Origin of the sequence: Flavobacterium gelatinilyticum (assembly GCF_027111295.1) — a bacterium.
Lineage (GTDB): Bacteria > Bacteroidota > Bacteroidia > Flavobacteriales > Flavobacteriaceae > Flavobacterium > Flavobacterium gelatinilyticum.
Window position 1 is genome coordinate 4,301,623 of record NZ_CP114287.1, and the last position, 20,183, is coordinate 4,321,805.

Annotated in this window: 21 protein-coding genes; 6 read left to right on the plus strand and 15 right to left on the minus strand. The window is 35.4% G+C overall.

Annotated elements, in window-relative coordinates; all coding sequences use genetic code 11:
• Positions 1–69 precede the first annotated feature (69 nt).
• From OZP11_RS18450 to recF, 10 genes are all read right to left on the minus strand, one after another.
• Positions 70–900 (minus strand): energy transducer TonB, encoded by an 831-nt coding sequence (locus OZP11_RS18450; protein ID WP_281231978.1) that lies wholly within the window; start codon positions 898–900, stop codon positions 70–72.
• A 155-nt stretch (positions 901–1,055) separates the two neighbouring features.
• On the minus strand, positions 1,056–1,607 hold the full coding sequence (locus OZP11_RS18455) for an RNA polymerase sigma factor (RefSeq protein WP_281231979.1): 552 nt from the start codon (positions 1,605–1,607) through the stop codon (positions 1,056–1,058).
• Positions 1,598–2,704 carry a glycosyltransferase gene (locus tag OZP11_RS18460; protein WP_281231980.1) on the minus strand — a complete coding sequence of 369 codons (1,107 nt, stop codon included), beginning with the start codon at positions 2,702–2,704 and terminating at the stop codon, positions 1,598–1,600. The genes OZP11_RS18455 and OZP11_RS18460 overlap by 10 nt, the downstream gene beginning before the upstream one ends.
• An 84-nt stretch (positions 2,705–2,788) precedes the next feature.
• Positions 2,789–3,403, minus strand: a complete 615-nt coding sequence (locus tag OZP11_RS18465; RefSeq protein WP_281231981.1) for an FMN-binding negative transcriptional regulator — start codon at positions 3,401–3,403, stop codon at positions 2,789–2,791.
• Positions 3,404–3,415: 12 nt separating this feature from the next.
• Positions 3,416–3,874 carry a GNAT family N-acetyltransferase gene (locus tag OZP11_RS18470; protein ID WP_281231982.1) on the minus strand — a complete coding sequence of 153 codons (459 nt, stop codon included), beginning with the start codon at positions 3,872–3,874 and terminating at the stop codon, positions 3,416–3,418.
• Entirely contained in the window at positions 3,874–4,383 is a 510-nt protein-coding gene (locus OZP11_RS18475) for an OPA3 family protein (protein WP_281231983.1), read from the minus strand. The genes OZP11_RS18470 and OZP11_RS18475 overlap by 1 nt, the downstream gene beginning before the upstream one ends.
• 30 nt (positions 4,384–4,413) lie before the next feature.
• Complete coding sequence (gene murB / locus OZP11_RS18480; RefSeq protein ID WP_281231984.1) at positions 4,414–5,427, minus strand: UDP-N-acetylmuramate dehydrogenase; 1,014 nt, start codon at positions 5,425–5,427, stop codon at positions 4,414–4,416.
• Between the two features lie 718 nt (positions 5,428–6,145).
• Complete coding sequence (locus tag OZP11_RS18485; RefSeq protein WP_281231985.1) at positions 6,146–7,198, minus strand: glycosyltransferase; 1,053 nt, start codon at positions 7,196–7,198, stop codon at positions 6,146–6,148.
• 74 nt (positions 7,199–7,272) lie between these two features.
• Positions 7,273–7,950: a DUF2461 domain-containing protein gene (locus tag OZP11_RS18490; RefSeq protein WP_281231986.1), complete on the minus strand. Its 678-nt coding sequence runs from the start codon at positions 7,948–7,950 to the stop codon at positions 7,273–7,275.
• A gap of 125 nt (positions 7,951–8,075) precedes the next feature.
• A complete protein-coding gene (recF, locus tag OZP11_RS18495) occupies positions 8,076–9,155 on the minus strand; it encodes a DNA replication/repair protein RecF (RefSeq protein ID WP_281231987.1) in 1,080 nt (359 codons plus the stop codon).
• Between the two features lie 242 nt (positions 9,156–9,397).
• On the opposite strand from recF, the gene OZP11_RS18500 reads away from it, so the two are divergent.
• The 6 genes from OZP11_RS18500 (at position 9,398) to OZP11_RS18525 (ending at position 15,652) form a co-directional block, all read left to right on the plus strand.
• Positions 9,398–10,177, plus strand: coding sequence for a tetratricopeptide repeat protein (locus OZP11_RS18500; protein WP_281231988.1), 780 nt, complete (start codon positions 9,398–9,400; stop codon positions 10,175–10,177).
• A gap of 82 nt (positions 10,178–10,259) precedes the next feature.
• Positions 10,260–10,832, plus strand: a complete 573-nt coding sequence (ribH, locus tag OZP11_RS18505) for a 6,7-dimethyl-8-ribityllumazine synthase (protein WP_281231989.1) — start codon at positions 10,260–10,262, stop codon at positions 10,830–10,832.
• 164 nt (positions 10,833–10,996) lie between these two features.
• Positions 10,997–12,934: a DNA mismatch repair endonuclease MutL gene (gene mutL, locus OZP11_RS18510; protein WP_281231990.1), complete on the plus strand. Its 1,938-nt coding sequence runs from the start codon at positions 10,997–10,999 to the stop codon at positions 12,932–12,934.
• Positions 12,931–13,680, plus strand: coding sequence for a rhomboid family intramembrane serine protease (locus OZP11_RS18515; protein WP_281231991.1), 750 nt, complete (start codon positions 12,931–12,933; stop codon positions 13,678–13,680). The genes mutL and OZP11_RS18515 overlap by 4 nt, the downstream gene beginning before the upstream one ends.
• 45 nt (positions 13,681–13,725) lie before the next feature.
• Entirely contained in the window at positions 13,726–14,589 is an 864-nt protein-coding gene (locus OZP11_RS18520) for a rhomboid family intramembrane serine protease (protein ID WP_281231992.1), read from the plus strand.
• A gap of 16 nt (positions 14,590–14,605) precedes the next feature.
• On the plus strand, positions 14,606–15,652 hold the full coding sequence (locus OZP11_RS18525; RefSeq protein WP_281231993.1) for an endonuclease/exonuclease/phosphatase family protein: 1,047 nt from the start codon (positions 14,606–14,608) through the stop codon (positions 15,650–15,652).
• Positions 15,653–15,655: 3 nt separating this feature from the next.
• On the opposite strand, the gene OZP11_RS18530 is transcribed toward OZP11_RS18525, so the two are convergent.
• The 5 genes from OZP11_RS18530 to OZP11_RS18550 all read right to left on the minus strand — a co-directional run bounded on the left by OZP11_RS18530 (position 15,656) and on the right by OZP11_RS18550 (position 20,179).
• Positions 15,656–16,270 (minus strand): WbqC family protein, encoded by a 615-nt coding sequence (locus OZP11_RS18530; RefSeq protein WP_281231994.1) that lies wholly within the window; start codon positions 16,268–16,270, stop codon positions 15,656–15,658.
• Positions 16,271–16,359: 89 nt separating this feature from the next.
• On the minus strand, positions 16,360–17,913 hold the full coding sequence (gene lepB, locus OZP11_RS18535) for a signal peptidase I (protein ID WP_281231995.1): 1,554 nt from the start codon (positions 17,911–17,913) through the stop codon (positions 16,360–16,362).
• 54 nt (positions 17,914–17,967) lie between these two features.
• The gene (gene dapB / locus OZP11_RS18540) at positions 17,968–18,669 is read right to left on the minus strand and encodes a 4-hydroxy-tetrahydrodipicolinate reductase (RefSeq protein WP_281231996.1); all 702 of its coding nucleotides are present in this window, start codon (positions 18,667–18,669) and stop codon (positions 17,968–17,970) included.
• A gap of 47 nt (positions 18,670–18,716) precedes the next feature.
• Positions 18,717–19,277, minus strand: coding sequence for a DUF5683 domain-containing protein (locus OZP11_RS18545; protein ID WP_281231997.1), 561 nt, complete (start codon positions 19,275–19,277; stop codon positions 18,717–18,719).
• Positions 19,277–20,179: a ParB/RepB/Spo0J family partition protein gene (locus OZP11_RS18550; protein ID WP_281231998.1), complete on the minus strand. Its 903-nt coding sequence runs from the start codon at positions 20,177–20,179 to the stop codon at positions 19,277–19,279. The genes OZP11_RS18545 and OZP11_RS18550 overlap by 1 nt, the downstream gene beginning before the upstream one ends.
• Positions 20,180–20,183: the final 4 nt, after the last annotated feature.

Genomic DNA, 20,183 nt, shown 5'->3' on the forward strand with positions numbered 1-20,183 from the left:
GGGGTTGCTTAGAAGGATTTAACTTGTTTTCATAAAAAAAGCAGAACCTAAATTCTGCTTTTTTAATTTTTATTCTGCTTGTGTTTGTATTGTTATTGGAAGGTTGTAGGCCGTTCTTACCGGCTGCCCGTTTAAGATGCCCGGTGTCCATTTTGTTTTTAATGATTTTAAAACTCGTACAGCTTCTTTTCCTAGTCCGTAGCCAGGATCGTTTTTAACTACGATATCAGTCATTGATCCGTCTCTTTCGATTACAAATGAAACGTAAACACGCAATACTCTGTCTTCATCCAGTTCTGGTCTGGTAAAATTTTTCCCCACAAAAGTGTAGAAACTTTTAATTCCGCCCGGGAATTCCGGCATTTTGTCCAGAATGGCAGGAACAACCGGATCGTTGATCACTGGTGCCACAATTGCCGGACCTTCACCTCCTCCTCCTCCTCCAGGGATTGTGTTAATTCCATTTCCACCTCCGCCAGAATTATTGTCAACTGCGGGAGCGTTTTGAGTGTTTTTAGCAATATTGTCTACTGCTTCATCAGGAGAGACAATTATAGGATGACTTAATTGGCTTAGATCGACTGCTGGTTTAGCAGTACTTTGTTGTGCAGGAACAATTGGTTCAGGATCTTTAGGTTTAACAATTGGCTTGTACTCAAAAGGTTTTACAACATAATCAGGGATTACAGTTGGTCCACTATCTACAGTGGTGTCCATTTTAAGTTTACTAATCAGCATCGACGCACTTCCAAGGCCAGTTATTAATAACAGCCCTGCAAATAATGCGGTGATAGATGTTTTTGAATATTCCTGACGTAACTGGTACGCGCCATATTCTTTGTTTTTGTTTTCGAATACAATATTGGTCCAATTGTTTTCGTAGATGCTAGATTTAGACATAGTTTTGGATTTTAAGGTTAAGTAACTTTAAATCATACGCGGATAAGGTTTGGGTTTAGCAGACAACGTAAAAGTTGTTGTTTTTAGTATGTGAATAAATAATTTTTTTAAGACAAAATGTGATTATATTTTAATCTTTTCTTAAAGATAGTAAATTATCTATTACGCTCAATGATTTCGGCTAACAATTTTTTAGCTCGTAGTAATTTTACCTTAACACTGCTTAAGGGTTCGTCTATTTTTGCGGCGATTTCCTGATAAGACATTTCCTGAAAGTATCGCAGCTGGATTACTTCCTGATAATGGGGTTTTAATTCTTTGATGCATTGAAGCAGACGGGAGAGGTTCTGTTCCTTAATTAATGCATCTTCTGCAGATGGAGTGGGATCGGCAATATTGTACGCCTGCTGGTCTTCGGCGTCTGTGATTTCTATAAAAAGATTGCTTCTCTTTTTACGCAGTAAATCAATATGCACATTTTTAGCAATAGCAATAAGCCAGGTGTTGAATTGAAATTCGGGATTATAAGAAGCTATTTTGTCAAAAGCTTTAGAAAACGTTTCGATGGTAATGTCCTCGGCAACTGTTTCGTTTTCTGTACGTTTCAGCATAAAGCTGTACACTTCATTCCAGAAATAATCTAATAAAAAAGTAAAGGCGATCTGATCGCCTTTTTTTGCCTTTTCTATTTTAGAATTTATTTCCAATATACGGGTTTTGAAAAAATATTGGTTATAAAGATATTAATTTGTGTGAGAATAAGCATGATTTCTAAGATAGGAAACCATATTTTAACGTCATTTTCCTTTAATTTTCCGGCAGAAAACCCAATAACGGTCCAAACAATAGTATAACGTGTTGCCACAATTGCAGCTACTGCGATCCACTGAAACTGAAATATCAGTAAAATAACAGCAGTTATAAAGAAGAATAACTGAGAAGTAAAGAATAAGCCTAACTGCATTTTATCGAAAAACTTATAATATTCGGCAGTAGAAATGTGTCTTCTTTTTTGTGTAAACCAGTCTTTAAAAGATTCTTTTGGGTTTGAGTATGTAAAGCTTTCCGGAATATACGATATTGTAGTGTTTAGTTTATTTGAAGCCTGATTGATAAACAAATCATCATCGCCGGAACGAACCTGAATATGATCTATAAAACCATTTACGTTAAAAAACTCTTCTTTTTTATAAGCCAGATTTCTACCTACTCCCATATATGGCAGTCCTGCTTTTGCCCATGAAAAATACTGAAGTGCAGTAAGAACGGTTTCAAAACGGATTAATTTATTCAAAAACGAACGTTCTCTTTTTTCGTAACCGCCATAACCCAGGACAATTGTTTTTTCGGTACTAAACTGCGAAGTCATAGTCGAAATCCAGTCTTTAGAAGTTGGATAACAGTCAGCGTCTGTAAATAAAAGATATTCTTTTTTTGCAGCTTTAATCCCTAATGTTAAAGCGTATTTTTTATTTCCCCAAAAAGCTTCGTTGTTTTCAACTTTTACTAATCGGATGTTTGGATATTGTTTTTCAAATTCTTCAAAGACTTCCAGTGTTTCATCGCTTGAGGCATCATCAATTAAGACAACTTCAAAATCAGGGTAATTCTGCTCTGCTAATAACGGAACAAATTTCTTAACATTTTCTTCCTCGTTTTTCGCGCATACAATTACAGAAACCGGAATGTTCTTAGGCGTGCTGTCCTGAGGTCTGGCAAAGGCAAACTTTCCAAAAATTCCTAAATAATAAAACAGCTGTATGAAGACAATAGCAATAAAAAAGTAAAATATGTATATAAGCATCTGGATTTAGTTAACTTTTAATTTCTAAATTTTGCGAGAACAAATGTAGCTATGAAATACTAATTTTCAATGGTTAAAGCCAATTTACTTTCGGCATTTTGACATTTCTTTCGCAACAGCAATAGACTGAGGGTTTTCGGTTTTTTCTAATTCCGAAATTATGTTTTTATAATTATGATCGTCACGGTTTTGAGAGAGTTTTTTTGTCGCCTGAATCTCTTCGATTTCAATTTCAAAACCAAAAATTCCTCTGGCTTCACGCATTGTTTTTACCGACAAGTTTTCGACTCTTACCGGGTTTTCAGAATTTGCTTCATATTTATCTACCAGTTTCTTAAGCTGCTCTATCGAAGTTTGTTCATCTACAATTCTGATTTTTCCATAAACATGCACGGCTATATAATTCCATGTAGGCACATTTTCATGATCGTACCATGAAGAGGAAATATAACTGTGCGGACCTGTAAAAACGGCCAAAACCTGATCGTTCTCTCTAAAGCCATCTGCCTGCGGATTGAGTTTTGAAATATGTCCCTGTAAGATTTCTTTTCCTTCTGCATTAATCTCAAGTTCAATTGGGATATGCGTGGCACATAGTTTTCCGTTAGTCTGATTAATTAGGATTCCGAAACTATTTTCTTTTAAAAAAGATCGTATTTCTTCGGGATTTTCGTTTTTGTATAAGTCGGGTGTATACATTATAGGTTGATTTTAGGTCAGAGATTTTCCAAAGCACACTGCTTCCATACGTCCAATATATTTTCCGTAATTCGGGATTTGGCTGTATCCTTGTTTTTGATAGAACAGTACGGCTTCTTTATTATTCACACGGGTTTCCAAAATCAGATTGGTATAGCCGATGATTTTTGCTTTTTCTTCGAGCACAGCTAAAATAGTCTGTCCGATTTTCTTTCGAGGCAGCTTCGAATACATGCGTTTTACTTCTCCCGTATTTTTATCAATTGGCCTTATTGCACCGCATCCTACAATTTCGGTATTTATTTTGGCAATAACAAATACAAAATCAGGATTGTCAGCCTGCCATCCGGTAAACGAATTTTTACCATCGCTTCCAAAACGAAGAAGTAAATGAGCTGACAGTTCTTCAATAATTGCCTGAACTTTCTCGTCATTCGGATCAACTGGCAGTATGCAGATTACGTCACTCATTAATGATCGTTTATGTCATTTTTGGAATGCAGGTATTTTGAATTAACGCTGTAGTATAAAACACAAAGTCCAATAACGGTAAAAATAATACCTTCTATTAAACACTGTGTTCCGAAATCATCAGACAGTGCTTCTCTGATAGGACGGAAAAAATGTGAAAAGATTTCTTTTCTAAAAAACTTCAGTCTCAAAAGCAGATAAAGTGCAATGGCAACCAGGATGGTATTGCCTGATGAAAGTTTTCTTTTCCAGTTTAAAAAACCAACAAAAAAAATCCCGATTAATAAACCGAAAAATATCCATATAAATACACTGGGCCAAAAATCTAAGACAGCTTCTCTGGTTGGAAATAAGGTGCTGCAGTAATGTGGTTTTTGGTTTTGAAAAGGATTTCGAATACAAATAACTTTTTCGGAAACCGTATACAGTTTCAGCTGCAAAATGCCATTAATAAGGATAATCATCCCCAAGAACTGAACAATAATAACCCCTGCATTAAGCTTTTTCATTTAAAAAAAATAGATTAGTGAAACTGTATGTTAGATAACGTTCACTTCAGCTTCAATTTGAATGCCAAAAATCTCCAAAACGGTTTTTTGTACTTCTCTTGAAACGGCAAGAATTTCCTGCCCTGTAGCATTTCCGTAATTAACTAAAACCAAAGCCTGATTTTTGTGGACTCCGGCATCGCCAAAACGTTTTCCTTTAAACCCGGCCTGCTCGATCAGCCAGCCTGCGGGAACTTTTACTTCGGTTTCTGAAATTTCGTAATATTTCATATCAGGAAATTTCTGGTGGATTTTTTCGAAATCAGATTTTAATACAATCGGATTTTTAAAGAAACTGCCGCTGTTTCCTAATTCTTTTGGGTCAGGTAATTTACTTTGTCTAATGGCAATTACGGCATTGCTCACCTCTTTTAAAGTCGGTTCTGTAATGTTGTTTTTTGCCAGTTCGGCCAGAATATCTCCGTACGAAGTATTGATTTTGTGATTGCGTTTCGTCAATTTAAAAATAACCGAAGTAATGATATATTGGTTTTTTACTTCATGTTTGAAAATGCTTTCACGATAACCAAAATTACATTCAGTGTTCGTAAAAGTTCTCATTTCCTGAGTTTCAATGTTCATGGCTTCGCAGGAAACAAAAGTATCTTTAATCTCGGTTCCGTAAGCTCCAATATTCTGAACCGGAGTGGTGCCGACATTTCCGGGAATCAGTGACATATTTTCTAATCCGCCAAAATTATTATCGATTGTCCAGAGAACAAAATCATGCCATACCTCACCGGCCTGACTTTCTACCCAGACAAAATCATCGTCTTCTTTGATGATTTTCCTGCCTTTTAAATCGATGTGAATCACCAAAGCTTCAATGTCTTTTGTAAGGAGCATATTACTGCCGCCTCCCAAAATAAATTTTTTCTCGTTTTTGTTTTCTTCTAAAATGGTTTTCAGTTCAGTAATAGAATGAACTGCAGCGAATTGTTTAGCATTGGCTTCTATACCAAAAGTGTTGTATTTTTTTAAAGAGAAATTAGATTGGATTTCCATTAATAACAGGCTTTTTATATGGCTCAAAAGTATGAATTATACCTTTTGGTTTAACGCAGAGGTACAAAGTTTGTGCAAAGTTTGCAAAGTTTATTGCTTATAGAGCAGGTTAGAAGGAAGATTTCAGAATTTTGCGGTTAAATAATGTGTATTTGTACAACAGCGATTGTTATTCTACATTGTGTCCGATTTTAATAAAAAAATCTTTTAATAGATCATACGTTGATTCGTCGGCATTAATGTGATTATAGTTTGTTGTTTGCAAATGCTGGCAGCTAAGACATACGTTTAAACTGGATATCACTTTTCCTTCTTTAGTTATAGAAGATGACAGCATCTCTATATTTCGGACCACACATCCATTGAGGTATGCTGACGACTTCAGTATTTAGAATTTTTTTTAATTCTACTGCTTTTGGAGTATCAAATTTAAAAGTATTCGTTTTGACAGATGACGAATGAAGTTTTCCTTCGTTATCTAATATTTATATATTGTGTGCAGTAATTTTTTTAATTCTGTAATTCTCAATTCTTGTGAATGATTCAGATCATTTTTTTTGGTTTTTCTTTGTTTTAATTTGTCGTATTCCTTTCGGTTCAATGAATTGGTTTCTTCAAATTGTTTTCCACGCTAAAATGAATAAGTTTCAAAATGCTCAAAATCGAAGTTATTGATGAAATCAACAGATGTCTGATATGTATTTGTTGTTGTTTCTAATTAGTTAAGATCCAACAACTCATGATATCGATCCGCAATAATGTTCATGTTACTATCATAATTGGCATTTTCCTCTACAAATGTTCTGTTCTTAGTAATTGCCTGATTTCGTAATTCCGGATTTTCAAAAGACCAGATTAATTCGTCTGCCAGCATTTCGATATTGTCGATTTCGATTAACTGTCCGTTTTCACGATGCGTGATCCAGCTTTGATTTCCGGGAATATCAGAAACAACCGGAAAGCAATTGCAGGCCATAGCTTCAAACAACGAAGCCGAAACGCCTTCGGTAATCGGCATGCTGATGTAAATATTAGATTGTTGTAATAGTTTAGGAAGCTCTGTGTTTGGGATTCTTCCTGTAAAAATCACTTTGTTTTCAATTTGAAGTGCTGCAGCTAAATCTTTCAAAAACTGCAATCTAGTTCCATCGCCGACAATTGTCAGCGAAAAATCTATTCCTTTTTGATTCAGGATTCCGAAAGCTTTTAATATAGAATCATGTCTATATTCAGGCTGCAGCGAACGTGTTACAATTGCTTCAATTTTATTTGAATGATTTGTTGAAGGTGTAAAAAGCGATAAATCAATTCCTTTTGGGAGAACCAAAACTTTGCTCATATCAACTCCAATTTCTCGCATTGAAATGGTCATAACCGGTCCCCAGGCATGAATTAAATGTGCTTTTTTAAAGGCGTATTTCTGAATAAACTTTTTAAAAGGATATAAAACGGAACCTTCCGGCCATAAATCCGTTCGGCCTTGTTGCGCAATGGCAATAGTTTTTGAGCCGGATAATGCAGCGAGAAAACCATAACTGGTTGTTCGCTCGGCAATAACCATATCCGGTTTTTCTTTTTTAATTATTCTCCGAATAGAAACAGGTGATAAGAAATATTCTAAAATACGTTTAAATCTATTGAGTTTAGAATTGTTAGGGGTTTGAAGTTCCCAGGTGATGATTTCAAAATCGCCAAACTCTTTCAGGCCTTTCATCCAGGTGATGGCATCGGCTCGATAAGATTCTCCAAGAAAAAGTATTTTTCTTTTCATTTATAAAGTTTTTTCGTCGTGAATTCATTAATTAATTTTGAATAATTCGTGGATTCACGTCGATTTTTTTATCTCTAAAATTCGTCAGTATCCAATGCGCGGTTGATGAATTCGTTTAAAGGTTTTAATGCAATTAGTTTCTGGCTCATTTTCTTTACGAAATCTTTCTGTGTAACTTCAGAAACATTGTATACCTGAGTTGCGGTGAAACTTTTCAGTTTTAAAAACTCAATCGCCGGATGGTCTTTTTCGTAACCGCGGGGCATGCTTTTTAATGAATTGTTTTCGTTTACATCTAAACTGCCAAACTCTTTCTTGAATTCTTTCTCGTTTAAAATTTCCTGCAAATCATCGTAAAAGAAAGCAATTTCTTTACGAACTTTCTTTAAATCTTCTGCTTCCGGCGAATAAAATCCTCCCGCAATAAAACTGGCGCCTTTTTCGATATGTACATAATATCCGGCACGGTTTAGACCTTTTGTTCCGCCGGACATCCAGATTCCCAAATGTGCTTTATACGGAGATTTGTCTTTAGAAAAACGAATATCGCGATTGATTCTGAAAGTACAGTTTTTAACTTCTAATAGTTCTAACGATGGATCAAGCGGTTTCATGACATCCAGAAAATCACTTACCAGTTGATGGTAATCTTTCTTGAAAACTTCGTATCGTTTTTTATTTTCCTGAAACCATTCACGATTGTTGTTGTTTCTTAAATCGTCTAAAAATTGCAATGATTCTTTCGTTAGCATATTCTTAATATATTTTATTGCAGTTGTTTCTCTAAGTTTTTTATTCAGGCTAATTTAAGGATTTCTATTTTGGAACAGAATGTAAAAACTGATATAAATTGTATCAATTTTTTAAATCTCAAAAATTACAAATTAAAGATCTTGTAACTCTGATGTGTCGATTTCACGATAGCCTCAGTACGTTCCGGATGAGTATCTGATATAAAAAGCTGTCCAAAAGTTTCGCTGTTTACCATTTCTATGATTTTGGCAACGCGGGTTTCGTCCAGTTTGTCAAAAATATCATCGAACAAAAGGATTGGTTTTACGCCGCTTTGTTTCTTCAAAAATTCAAATTGTGCCAGTTTTAAAGCAATCAGAAAAGACTTCTGCTGTCCCTGCGATCCGAATTTTTTTATAGGGTGCGAATCAATTTCAAAAGATAAGTCATCTTTATGGATTCCGACAGATGTATAATTAAGAATCCTGTCTTTGTTTATATTTTCCTGTAAAAGCGTCAGTAAATCTTTTTCGAATAAATGACTTTCATAAACCAGCTGTACGCTTTCTTCAGATCCTGTTATAGCCTGATGATGCACATTAAATATAGGTATAAATTGTTCCAGAAAATCTTTTCGTTTTTCAAAAATAGATTTTCCGTAAACTGTCAGCTGTTCGTTGTATATAGATAAAGTGTCGTTGTCGAAAACATGATTTAAGGCAAAATATTTTAAAAGGGCATTTCGCTGCGTAATTACTTTTTGATATTGAATTAATTCGTGCAGATATGTCGAATCTAACTGCGAAATTACGCTGTCCATAAACTTACGACGGGTTTCGCTTCCTTCTACAATTAAATCGCGATCGGCGGGAGAAATAATCACCAGCGGAATAAGTCCAATATGGTCCGAGAATTTATCGTAAGCCTTTCCGTTTCGTTTTAAAACCTTTTTCTGTCCTTTTTTTAAACTGCAGACAACCTGTTCTGTTCTTTCGTTTTTCTCTAATTCGGCATCAATTACAAAAAACTCTTCACCATGTTTGATATTCTGAACCGCAAGCGGATTAAAATAGCTTTTTCCGTAAGCCAAATGATAAATTGCATCCAGAACATTGGTTTTTCCAATACCATTTTTACCTACAAAACAGTTGATCTTGACGTCGAAATCAAAGCTTGCTTCGGAGAAATTTTTATAATTGAATAAAGAAATTTTGTTTAAATGCATTTTTAAGAAGCTCTAAAAGGAAAAATTACAGTTTTTGAAACGGTAAAATTGAGGATGCAAAATTATCGAAAATTATCGATATAAAAGGCTTTTGGCGAGTTCTGAGCGGAATTATTTTGATGCTGGCAGTAAAGAAGTCAGGTTTTCTGAAAATATTTTTTTTAATATAGTGATAATTTTGATTTTTTATGCCTCAGTTTCAAGAAAAATTTTATTTTTGCCGTTCACTAAATTAATTTTAAATGGCTACTTACAATAAAAGAGGATATAAAGCACCGAAAGAGAAGGAAGTTAAAGAAGTAAATGAAGAACAACAGGTGATAATTGATGAAAAAGACAGCACAACAGCTGGTGTTTTTTCTAAATTAGACGAGACTGCTTCAAGAACTGAGGATTGGGTTGCTAAAAATCAAAAAATCATTATTGGTTTAGTTGCTGGTATTGCTGTTGCTACTATTGGATATTTAGCATACCAGAAATTTATTAATAACCCAAAACAAGATGAGGCGGCAAACGAAATGTTTGTGGCGCAGCAAAACTTTCAAAAAGCGGTTGATGGTGTGGCTAGCGATTCATTATATAAATTAGCTCTTAATGGTTCTGAAGGTAAATTTGGATTCGTGAAAATTGCTGATGAGTATTCTGGAACAGATGCTGGAAATTTAGCAAACTACTATGCTGGTATGGCATATTTAAATACAGGTAAATTTGATGATGCTATTAAGTATTTAGGAAACTTTAAATCAGATGATTTAATTTTAAGTGCTTTGGCAACTGGAGCTATTGGTGATGCTTACTCTCAAAAAAATAACCAAAAAGAAGCTTTAGATCATTATGTAAAAGCAGCTCAGTCTAACAAAAACGATTTTACAACACCTCGTTTCTTATTAAAAGCAGCTAAAACAGCTTTAGCTTTAGGACAAAAAGAAGATGCTTTGAAATATTTAAATGATATTAAAGACAACTTTGATGCGACTCCGGAAGCAGCTTCTATTGATGCGTTAATCGGATTAGCGCAATAAAAATTTTAGACTTTAGATTTAAGATTGTAGATTTGTATTTAAGAATCTAAATTCGAAAATCAAAAAAACTAAAATATTACAGATGGCTACTGAAAATAAAAATTTATCAGAATACGATAAAAGTACAATCCCAAATGCGAAAGACTTTCGATTTGGGATTGTTGTTTCTGAGTGGAATGATACTATAACAGAAGGACTTTATAACGGGGCTTTTGAAGCCTTAACAGATTGTGAAGTTCCTGCCCAGCAGATTATCCGCTGGAATGTTCCGGGAAGTTTTGAGCTTATTTACGGAGCAAAAAAAATGCTTCAGACTCAAAATGTAGACGCCGTTATCGTTATTGGATGTGTAATCCAGGGACAGACGAAACATTTTGATTTTGTATGTGAAGGCGTTACACAGGGTATTAAAGATTTGAATGTTCAAACCGATATTCCGGTGATATTTTGTGTTTTAACCGATAACAATATCCAGCAGTCAATTGACAGAAGCGGCGGTGTTCATGGAAACAAAGGAACCGAAGCGGCTATTGCTGCAATAAAAATGGCTTACATTCGTCAGCAGGCGTCAATATCGCACGTTTACAATCAGCCGTTATTATCTTCCGGTGCACTTCAAATCGAAGAAACACCAATAAAAATCGAAAAGGAATAAAACACATTTGTTTTAAAATACTAAAACCTATACTGTGTCATAATAGTATAGGTTTTTTTGTTTTTTTTATGATTGCTGTTGTTCTGAAAGCAAATCAAAATTCACTAAATTTGTAATTCTTGGTTTGTAAAATTTAACCTAAACTTTTAAATTATTTTTGCTTAATGTCGAGTATCATTCAATTACTTCCTGATCACGTTGCCAACCAAATTGCCGCTGGAGAGGTGGTTCAAAGACCCGCTTCAGTTGTAAAAGAATTGCTGGAGAATGCTGTTGATGCCAAAGCGACTGATATTAAGCTGATTATAAAAGATGCCGGAAAATCATTGGTGCAGGTTATTGATAATGGAGTAGGAATGACTGTTACAGACGCCCGTTTGTGCTTTGCACGTCATGCGACATCAAAAATCCGTCAGGCCGAAGATTTATTTTCATTAGGAACGAAAGGTTTTCGCGGAGAAGCTTTGGCTTCTATCGCGGCGATTGCGCACATGGAGATGAAAACCAAGCAGGAACAGGACGAACTTGGGACACATATTGTAATTGAAGGAAGTAAATTTATTTCGCAGGAAGTGGCGGTTTTACCAAAGGGAACGTCTTTTGCGGTAAAAAATTTGTTTTTTAATATTCCCGCACGCCGAAACTTCCTAAAGTCAGATACAGTTGAATTTCGTCATGTTATGGATGAATTTCAGCGCGTAGCTATGGCGCATCCTAATATTCATTTTAGTTTTTATCATAACGGAAGCGAATTGTATAATCTTCCCGCGGCCGGATATCGCCAGCGAATTGTAGGGATTATGTCCGGAAAAACCAATGAAAAATTAGTTCCCGTTACCGAAGATACAGAGATTATTAATGTTCAGGGATTTGTATGCAAACCTGAATTTGCTAAAAAAACAAGAGGAGAGCAGTTCTTTTTTGTAAACGACCGTTTTATAAAAAGCGGTTATCTTCATCATGCTGTAATGGCAGCGTATGATGGATTGCTGAAAGATGGTCTCCAGCCAAGTTATTTCCTGTATCTGCAGGTGCCGCCCAATACAATCGATATTAACATTCATCCTACTAAAACTGAAATTAAGTTTGATGATGAGCAGGCTTTGTATGCCATTTTGAGAGCGTCTATAAAACATAGTTTAGGACAGTTTAATGTGGCTCCGGTTCTGGATTTTGACAGAGATTCAAATTTAGATACGCCTTATCATTATAAAGATATGGAGGCCGAAACGCCTACAATACAAGTTGATGGAACTTTTAACCCGTTTACAGATGATAAAACGAATCAGCATTATACAAAAGCAGCTTCGGGATCCGGTTACAGTTCAGGATCATCTTCGTCATCTTCCGGTTCTTCGTATTCGGGAGGTTCATCTTATTCCGGTTACTCAAAGAGAGTAGAGCCAACTGCAAGCTGGGAAAGTTTATATGTAGGATTGGATACCGAAAATCCTGAAACCATAGAAAGTTCGCCTTTTACATTTGAAAATGAAGAAGTAACATCTTCCTTGTTTAATGATGATGAGGTAGAACAGGCAAGTCAGAAAACGTATCAGATTCATAAAAAATATATAGTATCGCCAATTAAATCCGGAATGGTGATTGTAGATCAGCAGCGAGCACATCAGCGTATTTTATACGAACAGTTTTTACTGAATATGACCGTAAATCAGGCATCGAGCCAGCAATTGCTTTTTCCGCTTGATTTGTTTTATTCGGCTTCAGATATGGAATTGATCGAAGAGCTAAAACCTTCATTAGAAACTACAGGTTTTGTTTTTGATAATTCAAAGTCGGATCATGTTGTAATTTCAGGAATTCCGGTAAATATTACCGAAAGTGAAGTTTCTATTGTAATCGATCAGTTATTAAGTGATTTGCAGGACGGAATTCCGGCCAGCAGTTACAGTCAGAATGATACAATTGCCAAATCGATGGCGAAAAGTTTAGCGGTTAAAACCGGATCGTATTTAACCGAAAAAGAGCAGGATAATTTAGTAAATGGCTTATTTGCCTGTAAAGATCCAAATATTTCACCTTTTCAAAAACCAACTTTCATTACCATGCGTGTGGAAGATATAGATAAAAAGTTTGCCTTATGATGAATATGACTCCGGTTGTTAAACAACTGCTTATTATTAATATTATCTTTTTTATCGGCTCTCAGTTAGTGCCGGTTTCTTATGATTACCTAGCTATGTTTTTTCCTGAAAACCCAAATTTCAGAGCGTGGCAGCCTATTACACACATGTTTATGCATGGCGGTATTTTGCATATTGCTTTTAATATGTTTGCATTGGTTTCTTTCGGATCTGCTTTGGAACACTTTTGGGGAGGCAAGAAGTTTTTGTTTTTTTACATTTCCTGTGGTTTAGGATCTGCATTACTTCACACAGCGGTTAATTATTACTTTTTCGAAGATACCATAAGTACCTTAACTGCAAATGGTTTTCATAAAGCAGATGTATTAAATCTTTTAAGCGAAGGGAAAATTGATACCAGATGGCAGAATTTGGTAAGTCCGGCTCAGTTTGACGGATTTACAGGTGCTTATATCGGGACAGTTGTAGGGGCATCGGGAGCTATTTACGGTCTGCTTACGGCTTTTGCCTTTATGTTTCCAAATGCCGAACTGGCTATGTTGTTTATTCCCATTCCAATTAAAGCAAAATATTTCGTTCCTGGAATTTTAGTAATGGATTTGGTTTTGGGCGTTAAAGGAACTTCTTTGTTTGGCGGCGGCGGAACAGGAATAGCACATTTTGCACACATTGGAGGTGCTATAGCCGGATTTTTAATGATGTTGTACTGGAAAAAAAATCAGTTTAATAATAATCGTTGGAATTAATCTTTAACTTTAAATAATTAAATTTAGAAACTAAAAGAAGACTTTATGAACATTCTTGATGATTTGAAATTGCAATATAGGTTAGGTGGGATCGCTATGCGTGTTATTTATTGGAATATTGCCTGTTTCCTTATTTCATTAATTTTTTTCTATCAATTTTCAACCGGACAGTTTGTGTATCCAAACTGGGTCGCACTGTCTTCTGACCCTCAGGTTTTTTTGTTTAAACCGTGGACTTTCTTAACGTACGCTTTTTTTCATTTTGGATTTCTGCATCTGTTGTTCAATATGATGGTTTTAAATTTTGCCAGTAATTTGTTCCTGACATTCTTTACTCAAAAACAATATTTAGGATTGTATCTTTTGGGAGGCATTTTTGCTGGAATTGTGTTTGCGTTAAGCTTTTATGTTCTAGGAAATTCGGCTTCAATGGTTGGAGCTTCTGCTGCTATTATGTCAATTTTGGTTGCTGTTACAACGTATCAGCCTTTAATGAATGTTAGATTGTTTTTGTTTGGAAACGTAAAACTCTGGCATATTACAGGCGTGATTTTGGTTTTGGACCTGTTGCAATTCCGTTTAGAAAATATGGGAGGTCATATTTCGCATTTGGCCGGAGCATTTTTTGGTTTTGTTTTTATTAAACTGCTTCAAAACGGAACAGATTTAAGCCGTATCGTTTCTAAAATTTTAGACTTCTTTGCTAATTTGTTTAGAAAATCTCCAACGACCCCATTTACAAAAGTTCATAAAAATTACCATAAACCTGCGGAAAAAACCTCGTCAAGAATTGTTACAAAAGATAAAACACAGCAGCAGATAGATGAAATTTTGGATAAAATCAGCCAGTCCGGTTATGACTGTCTGACCAAAGAAGAAAAAGAGTTTTTGTTTAAAGCTGGAAAATAATCCTTAGCAAGATGTTATGAAAAACCTTTCGTGGTTTAATAAAATAATGTTCTTTTTGAATATAGTGCTGACTGTGCTTACTTTTAGTGTCTATGTTCTTCCTTTTTTGGCACCTAAAAGTTTTCCGCTTTTATCGGTGCTAACGCTGTTTATGCCGGCTTTTTTTGTTGCAAACGGATTGTTCTTTATTTATTGGGGAATTCAGTTTAAAAAACGTCTTATTTTGTCCGGTTTGGTTTTGCTTACCGGAATTACTTTTATCAGTAAATTTTATAAGTTTTCGGCAAAAGAATATGTCAAAGGCGAAAAAGATTTCTCGGTAATGAGTTATAATGTCCGTTTGTTTAATGTTTTTAAATGGCTGGACCGCGATGATATTCCGGAAAATATTAAAAAATTCATCGATGAAAACGATCCTGATATTTTGTGTATTCAGGAATATTCAAATTCAGCTCATCTGGATTTAAAAGTGTATCCGCACCGATATATTTTTATTGAGGGCAAACAGGTTAAAACAGGTCAGGCTATCTTTTCAAAATTCCCGATTATTGAACAAGGAAATATCGTTTTTCCTAAATCGGATAATAATGTTATTTATGCTGATATTAAGCGTGGAAAAGATATTATACGTGTATACAATATGCACCTGCAGTCAATTAAAATTTCCCCTGATGTAACCGAGATTTCGGATGATATTGATAATGTCAACCAAAAAAAGTCACAAATTATCTATAACCGAATCAGTAAAGGATTCAGGCAGCAGCAGGAACAGGCGGAAATCTTCAAGGAAAATATAAAAAAGTGCAAGAACCCGATTATTATCTGCGGGGATATGAACAACAGTCCGTTTTCGTATGTTTACCGAAGTATTAAAGGAAAACTAAAAGATGCTTTTGAAGAAGCAGGAGAGGGGTTTGGAGCAACTTATAAATTTAAATATTATCCGGCAAGAATAGATTACATTTTTACAGACACTAAAATGAAAGTAAAGCAGTTTGAAAATTTTCCGGATTTCGAAAACTCAGATCATTATCCTATAATGACCCGTCTTTCATTAGAATAAAAATTAAATTACTTTTTGGGATTTTAAGTAATCCATTGCAAATTTACCTTCGTTAAAAAGCAGGTCTAAAACACTTAAATTGTTGATAAAGCCATGCTTATCATCAAAAACCTGAGTGTATTTTTCGAATGAATTCTGGTCTTTTTTTCCGTTTGCCAAATATCTGAAATCAGAAATATTTTCAACTTCATGAAAGTATTCTTCAGTTTTTCCGAATTCTAATTTCATTCTTAGGCATTTGGTTACTGTGTCCAGTACTTCCATGTTTAGATCCATTAGAAAAGTGTGTTTTTTCTCGAATATAGGCACGATATCGTCTTCAAAGTACTCGAAAAACGGAGAGCTCCTATAAGCGGCTTCAAGAGATTTAAAATGCTGTTTCTGCCAGTCAAAATCATTCTCGATCAAAATATCTTTTGTTTTTTGATGTACTGCTTTTGAATGCTTAACAGGAATGTTTAATAACTGAATTCCGTTTGGACTATAGATATATGTACGATTTCTGTTCGTCTGCTTCTGAAAATTATCTTCCATTTCAAATGTTATGCTGTCAGACTGTGCCATTACAGCAAAGTGACTAATTGATGGGAAATAAGTAGGAAGTAGTAAGGAATTCATGATTGTTTGTTTAAAAGTTTCAGGTTTCAGGTTTCAAGCCGGTGTGAACTTGAAACCTGAAACCTGAGACAAAAATAACTTAAATTTTATTATGCTTTGTTTTCTTTTCTTTTTCTCCAGAAGAATTCTCCAACGAAATAAAGTGCAAGAACAATCAGGAAGTATTTGAAATACGATTGCGGCTGTCCTTCACCGTCAACTGTAGTAAATACTCTGTCCCAGCGGATTTTGTTGATGCCTTTTCCATTGGTATCCCAGCTCATCCAGATGAAAACCGGTTTTCCTACAATGTGGTTTTCCGGAACATAACCCCAGTAACGGCTGTCCTCTGAGTTGTGGCGGTTGTCTCCCATCATCCAGTAGTAATTCTGTTTGAAGGTGTATGTATTGGTTTCTTGTCCGTTGATGATAAATTTAGAACCTTTTAATTCTAAAGTATTGCCTTCGTAATTGGTGATGATTTCTTTGTAAAACGGAATAGATTCGTTTGTCAACGATACTGTTTTTCCTGCTTCCGGAATATAAATTGGTCCAAAATTATCCTGACTCCATCTGTTGATGTGAGGAAAAATAGCATTATCATCTCTTGTGTCAATTTCTCTTTTTACAGCAGTTACACCCGGAGTATTTTTCAAGCGTTCAGCACCTGCTTCTGTTAAAGCTCGAAAATAAAGTGTATCTCTTTTTTCTGTTCTAAAACCTGCAGGATCAGTAATGTCTAATTCTTTAAATAAAGATTCGAAATCAATAGAAGTTTTTCCGTCTAATGCCACAGAATAAGAGTATTGCGGTTTTGCTCTTTCCGGTAAAACTAGTTTTTTGCCATTAATGAAAACAAAGCCGTCTTTAATTGATAAGCTGTCGCCGGGAATACCAACACATCTTTTTACGTAGTTTGATTTCTTATCGATTGGTTTTATTACGCCCGGTCTTCCTTTTGGCTCGTAGAAATAATGAACTGTATCGACCGGCCAGTTGAAAACTACAATATCATTTCGTTTGATTTTTTCGAAAGCAGGAAGCCTGAAATAAGGCAGCTGCGGCCAGCTTAAGTACGACTTCTTTTTTGTCATCGGGATAGAATCGTGAACCATTGGCAGTGCAACAGTAGTCATAGGGACTCTTGGACCGTAGTTTACTTTACTTACGAATAAGAAATCTCCAATTAATAACGATTTTTCTAACGATGATGTTGGAATTGTATAAGGCTGAATTACATAGGTGTGTACTAAAGTAGCCACGATAACAGCAAAAAGTAAAGAACTTACAGTATCTGCCGTTTTGTTTTCAGGTTTTAGTTCTCTGTTGGCGTTGTGTTCTAATTTCTGTGTGTAGTTTACATAATAGATATAAAAGCCTAGAGTGAAAATTCCTAAAATTGTATCTAAAGTCGATTTTTTTCCAAAGGTTCTTAGTGTTTCAACCCATACAACAGGAAACATGATTAAGTTGATAATCGGGATGAAAAGTAATAAAGTCCACCAAGTTGGGCGGCTGATGATTTTCATTAAAACAATTGCGTTATAAATCGGAATTGCCGCTTCCCAGCTTTTTCTCCCCGCTGCCTGATATAATTTCCAGGTTCCTAAGAAGTGGACAACTTGTACTGCTAAGAAAAATACGAACCAAAGATATAGTGTCATGATTTTTTATTTAATGTTGGGCCTTTAATTGTAAAATCATCAGGCTTTATATTTTTATTTTAAGTTTAATACGTCTTTCATAGTGAAAATTCCCTGTTTGCCGGCAAGCCATTCGGCTGCAATTACAGCACCAAGTGCAAAACCTTCGCGGTTATGTGCGGTGTGTTTTATTTCGATACTGTCAATAGCAGAATCGTAATTTACAGTATGAGTACCCGGAACTTCGCCAATTCGTTTTGCTTCGATATGGATCTCGTTGTTTTGGGCTTCCTCTAAAGTCCAGTTTGCGTAACTGCTGTTTTGTATCACACCTTGTGCCAGAGAAATTGCCGTACCGCTTGGTGCATCCAGTTTATGAATGTGGTGGATTTCTTCCATCGAAACTTTGTAAGTGTCGAACTGGCTCATGATTTTGGCTAAATATTCATTTAATCCAAAGAAAATGTTTACACCTAAACTGAAATTTGAACTGGAAATAAAACCTCCTTTTTTTTCATTGCAAAGCGCAATCATTTCGTCGTAATGTTCCAGCCATCCTGTTGTTCCTGAAACTACCGGGACATTGGAATTAAAGCAGGCAGAAATGTTGCTTACAGCTGCAGTAGGAACGCTGAAATCAATGGCGACATCGGCTGTAGAAAGCCCGTCATAGGTATTGAATTCGTCTTTTTTTAAAACAATTTCGTGACCTCTTTCTAAAGCAATTCTTTCGATTACTTTACCCATTTTTCCGTATCCTAAAAGCGCAATTTTCATTTTTGTGTGTGTTATTTTTGAGAGTTCTAAAACAGAAATATTCGGTTTTAAAAACGATAGTTAAAAGTTAGTCCAACGTTTGGTCTAAATGTTACATCAGCAGGATAAATTTCCGGACGCATCGATAATCTTTCGTTTACATTAAATTGTATTAAAGCGGCATCGACGTTGGCATCGATAATGTTTAAAACATAAAAACCAACAACAAATAGAGCAGATAAATCCCTGTTTCTCTGGTAGAATTTCTGACCTGCAATTAATCTGCTGTCATCAAGAAACTGGTAATTATCGTCATTGTATCCTTCAAGTCTTCGCTTGTAAGCATTACGATAATCATGGTATTTTTTATTGTTGTCAATGTAGAAATACAAACTTGTTCCAATTGCTCCGTAAACAAGCGGAATTTTCCAGTATTTTTTATTGTATGCCTGACCTAATCCGGGTAAAATGGCAGAGTAAAACGCTGCTTTTGCCGGTGTCAATGGGTCGATCTCCTGTAATGCAGTGGTGTCTTTTACGACTAAAACCGTGTCTTTTTTTACCTGGGCAAAAAGAGAAACGGTTCCTATGAGAAAGAACAATAAACTTATGGGGACAATTTTATTCACTATCCGTTAATTAATTTTATAATTCGATTAAAATCAGCTTCTGAGTTGAACGGAATTGTGATTTTTCCTTTTCCGTTGCCAGCGACTTTAATATCAACTTTCGCACCAAAATAATCATTAAAGCTGTTTTTTTGTGTTTCCCTAACCATGAAAGAAGAATCCGGTTTTTCTTTTCCTTCTGGTTTTGGCTTTAAACTTTCCTGATAATTTTTAACCAAAGCTTCTGTTTCGCGAACAGATAAATTCTGGCTTACGATTTTTTGATAGATGTCTGTCTGTACATCTAAATCTTCGATATTGATAATGGCACGACCATGTCCCATACTGATAAAACCGTCGCGAATACCGGTCTGGATAATCGGGTCAAGTTTTAAAAGACGTAAATAGTTCGCGATTGTAGAACGTTTTTTTCCAACGCGCTCACTCATTTGTTCCTGTGTTAACTGAATTTCGTCAATTAAACGCTGGTACGAAAGAGCAATCTCGATTGGATCTAAGTCATGACGCTGAATGTTTTCGACCAATGCCATAACCAGCGACTCATTGTCATTAGCAATACGAATGTATGCCGGAACATGAGTTAGGCCAACTAAAGTAGAAGCACGCAGACGACGCTCTCCTGAAATTAACTGGTATTTGTTGAAATCTAATTTTCGAACAGTAATAGGTTGAATTACACCAAGTTCTTTAATAGAAGTGGCTAATTCGCGTAATGATTCTTCGTTAAAATTGCTTCTAGGCTGAAACGGATTTATTTCGATAGCACTTATTTCAAGCTCAATAATATTTCCAACAACCTTATCAGCATTTTTGTCTTCAACAGACGTAATATCGTTGTCCGGATCTTTTAATAATGCAGATAATCCTCTTCCTAAGGCTTGTTTTTTAATTGCTTTTGTCATAAAA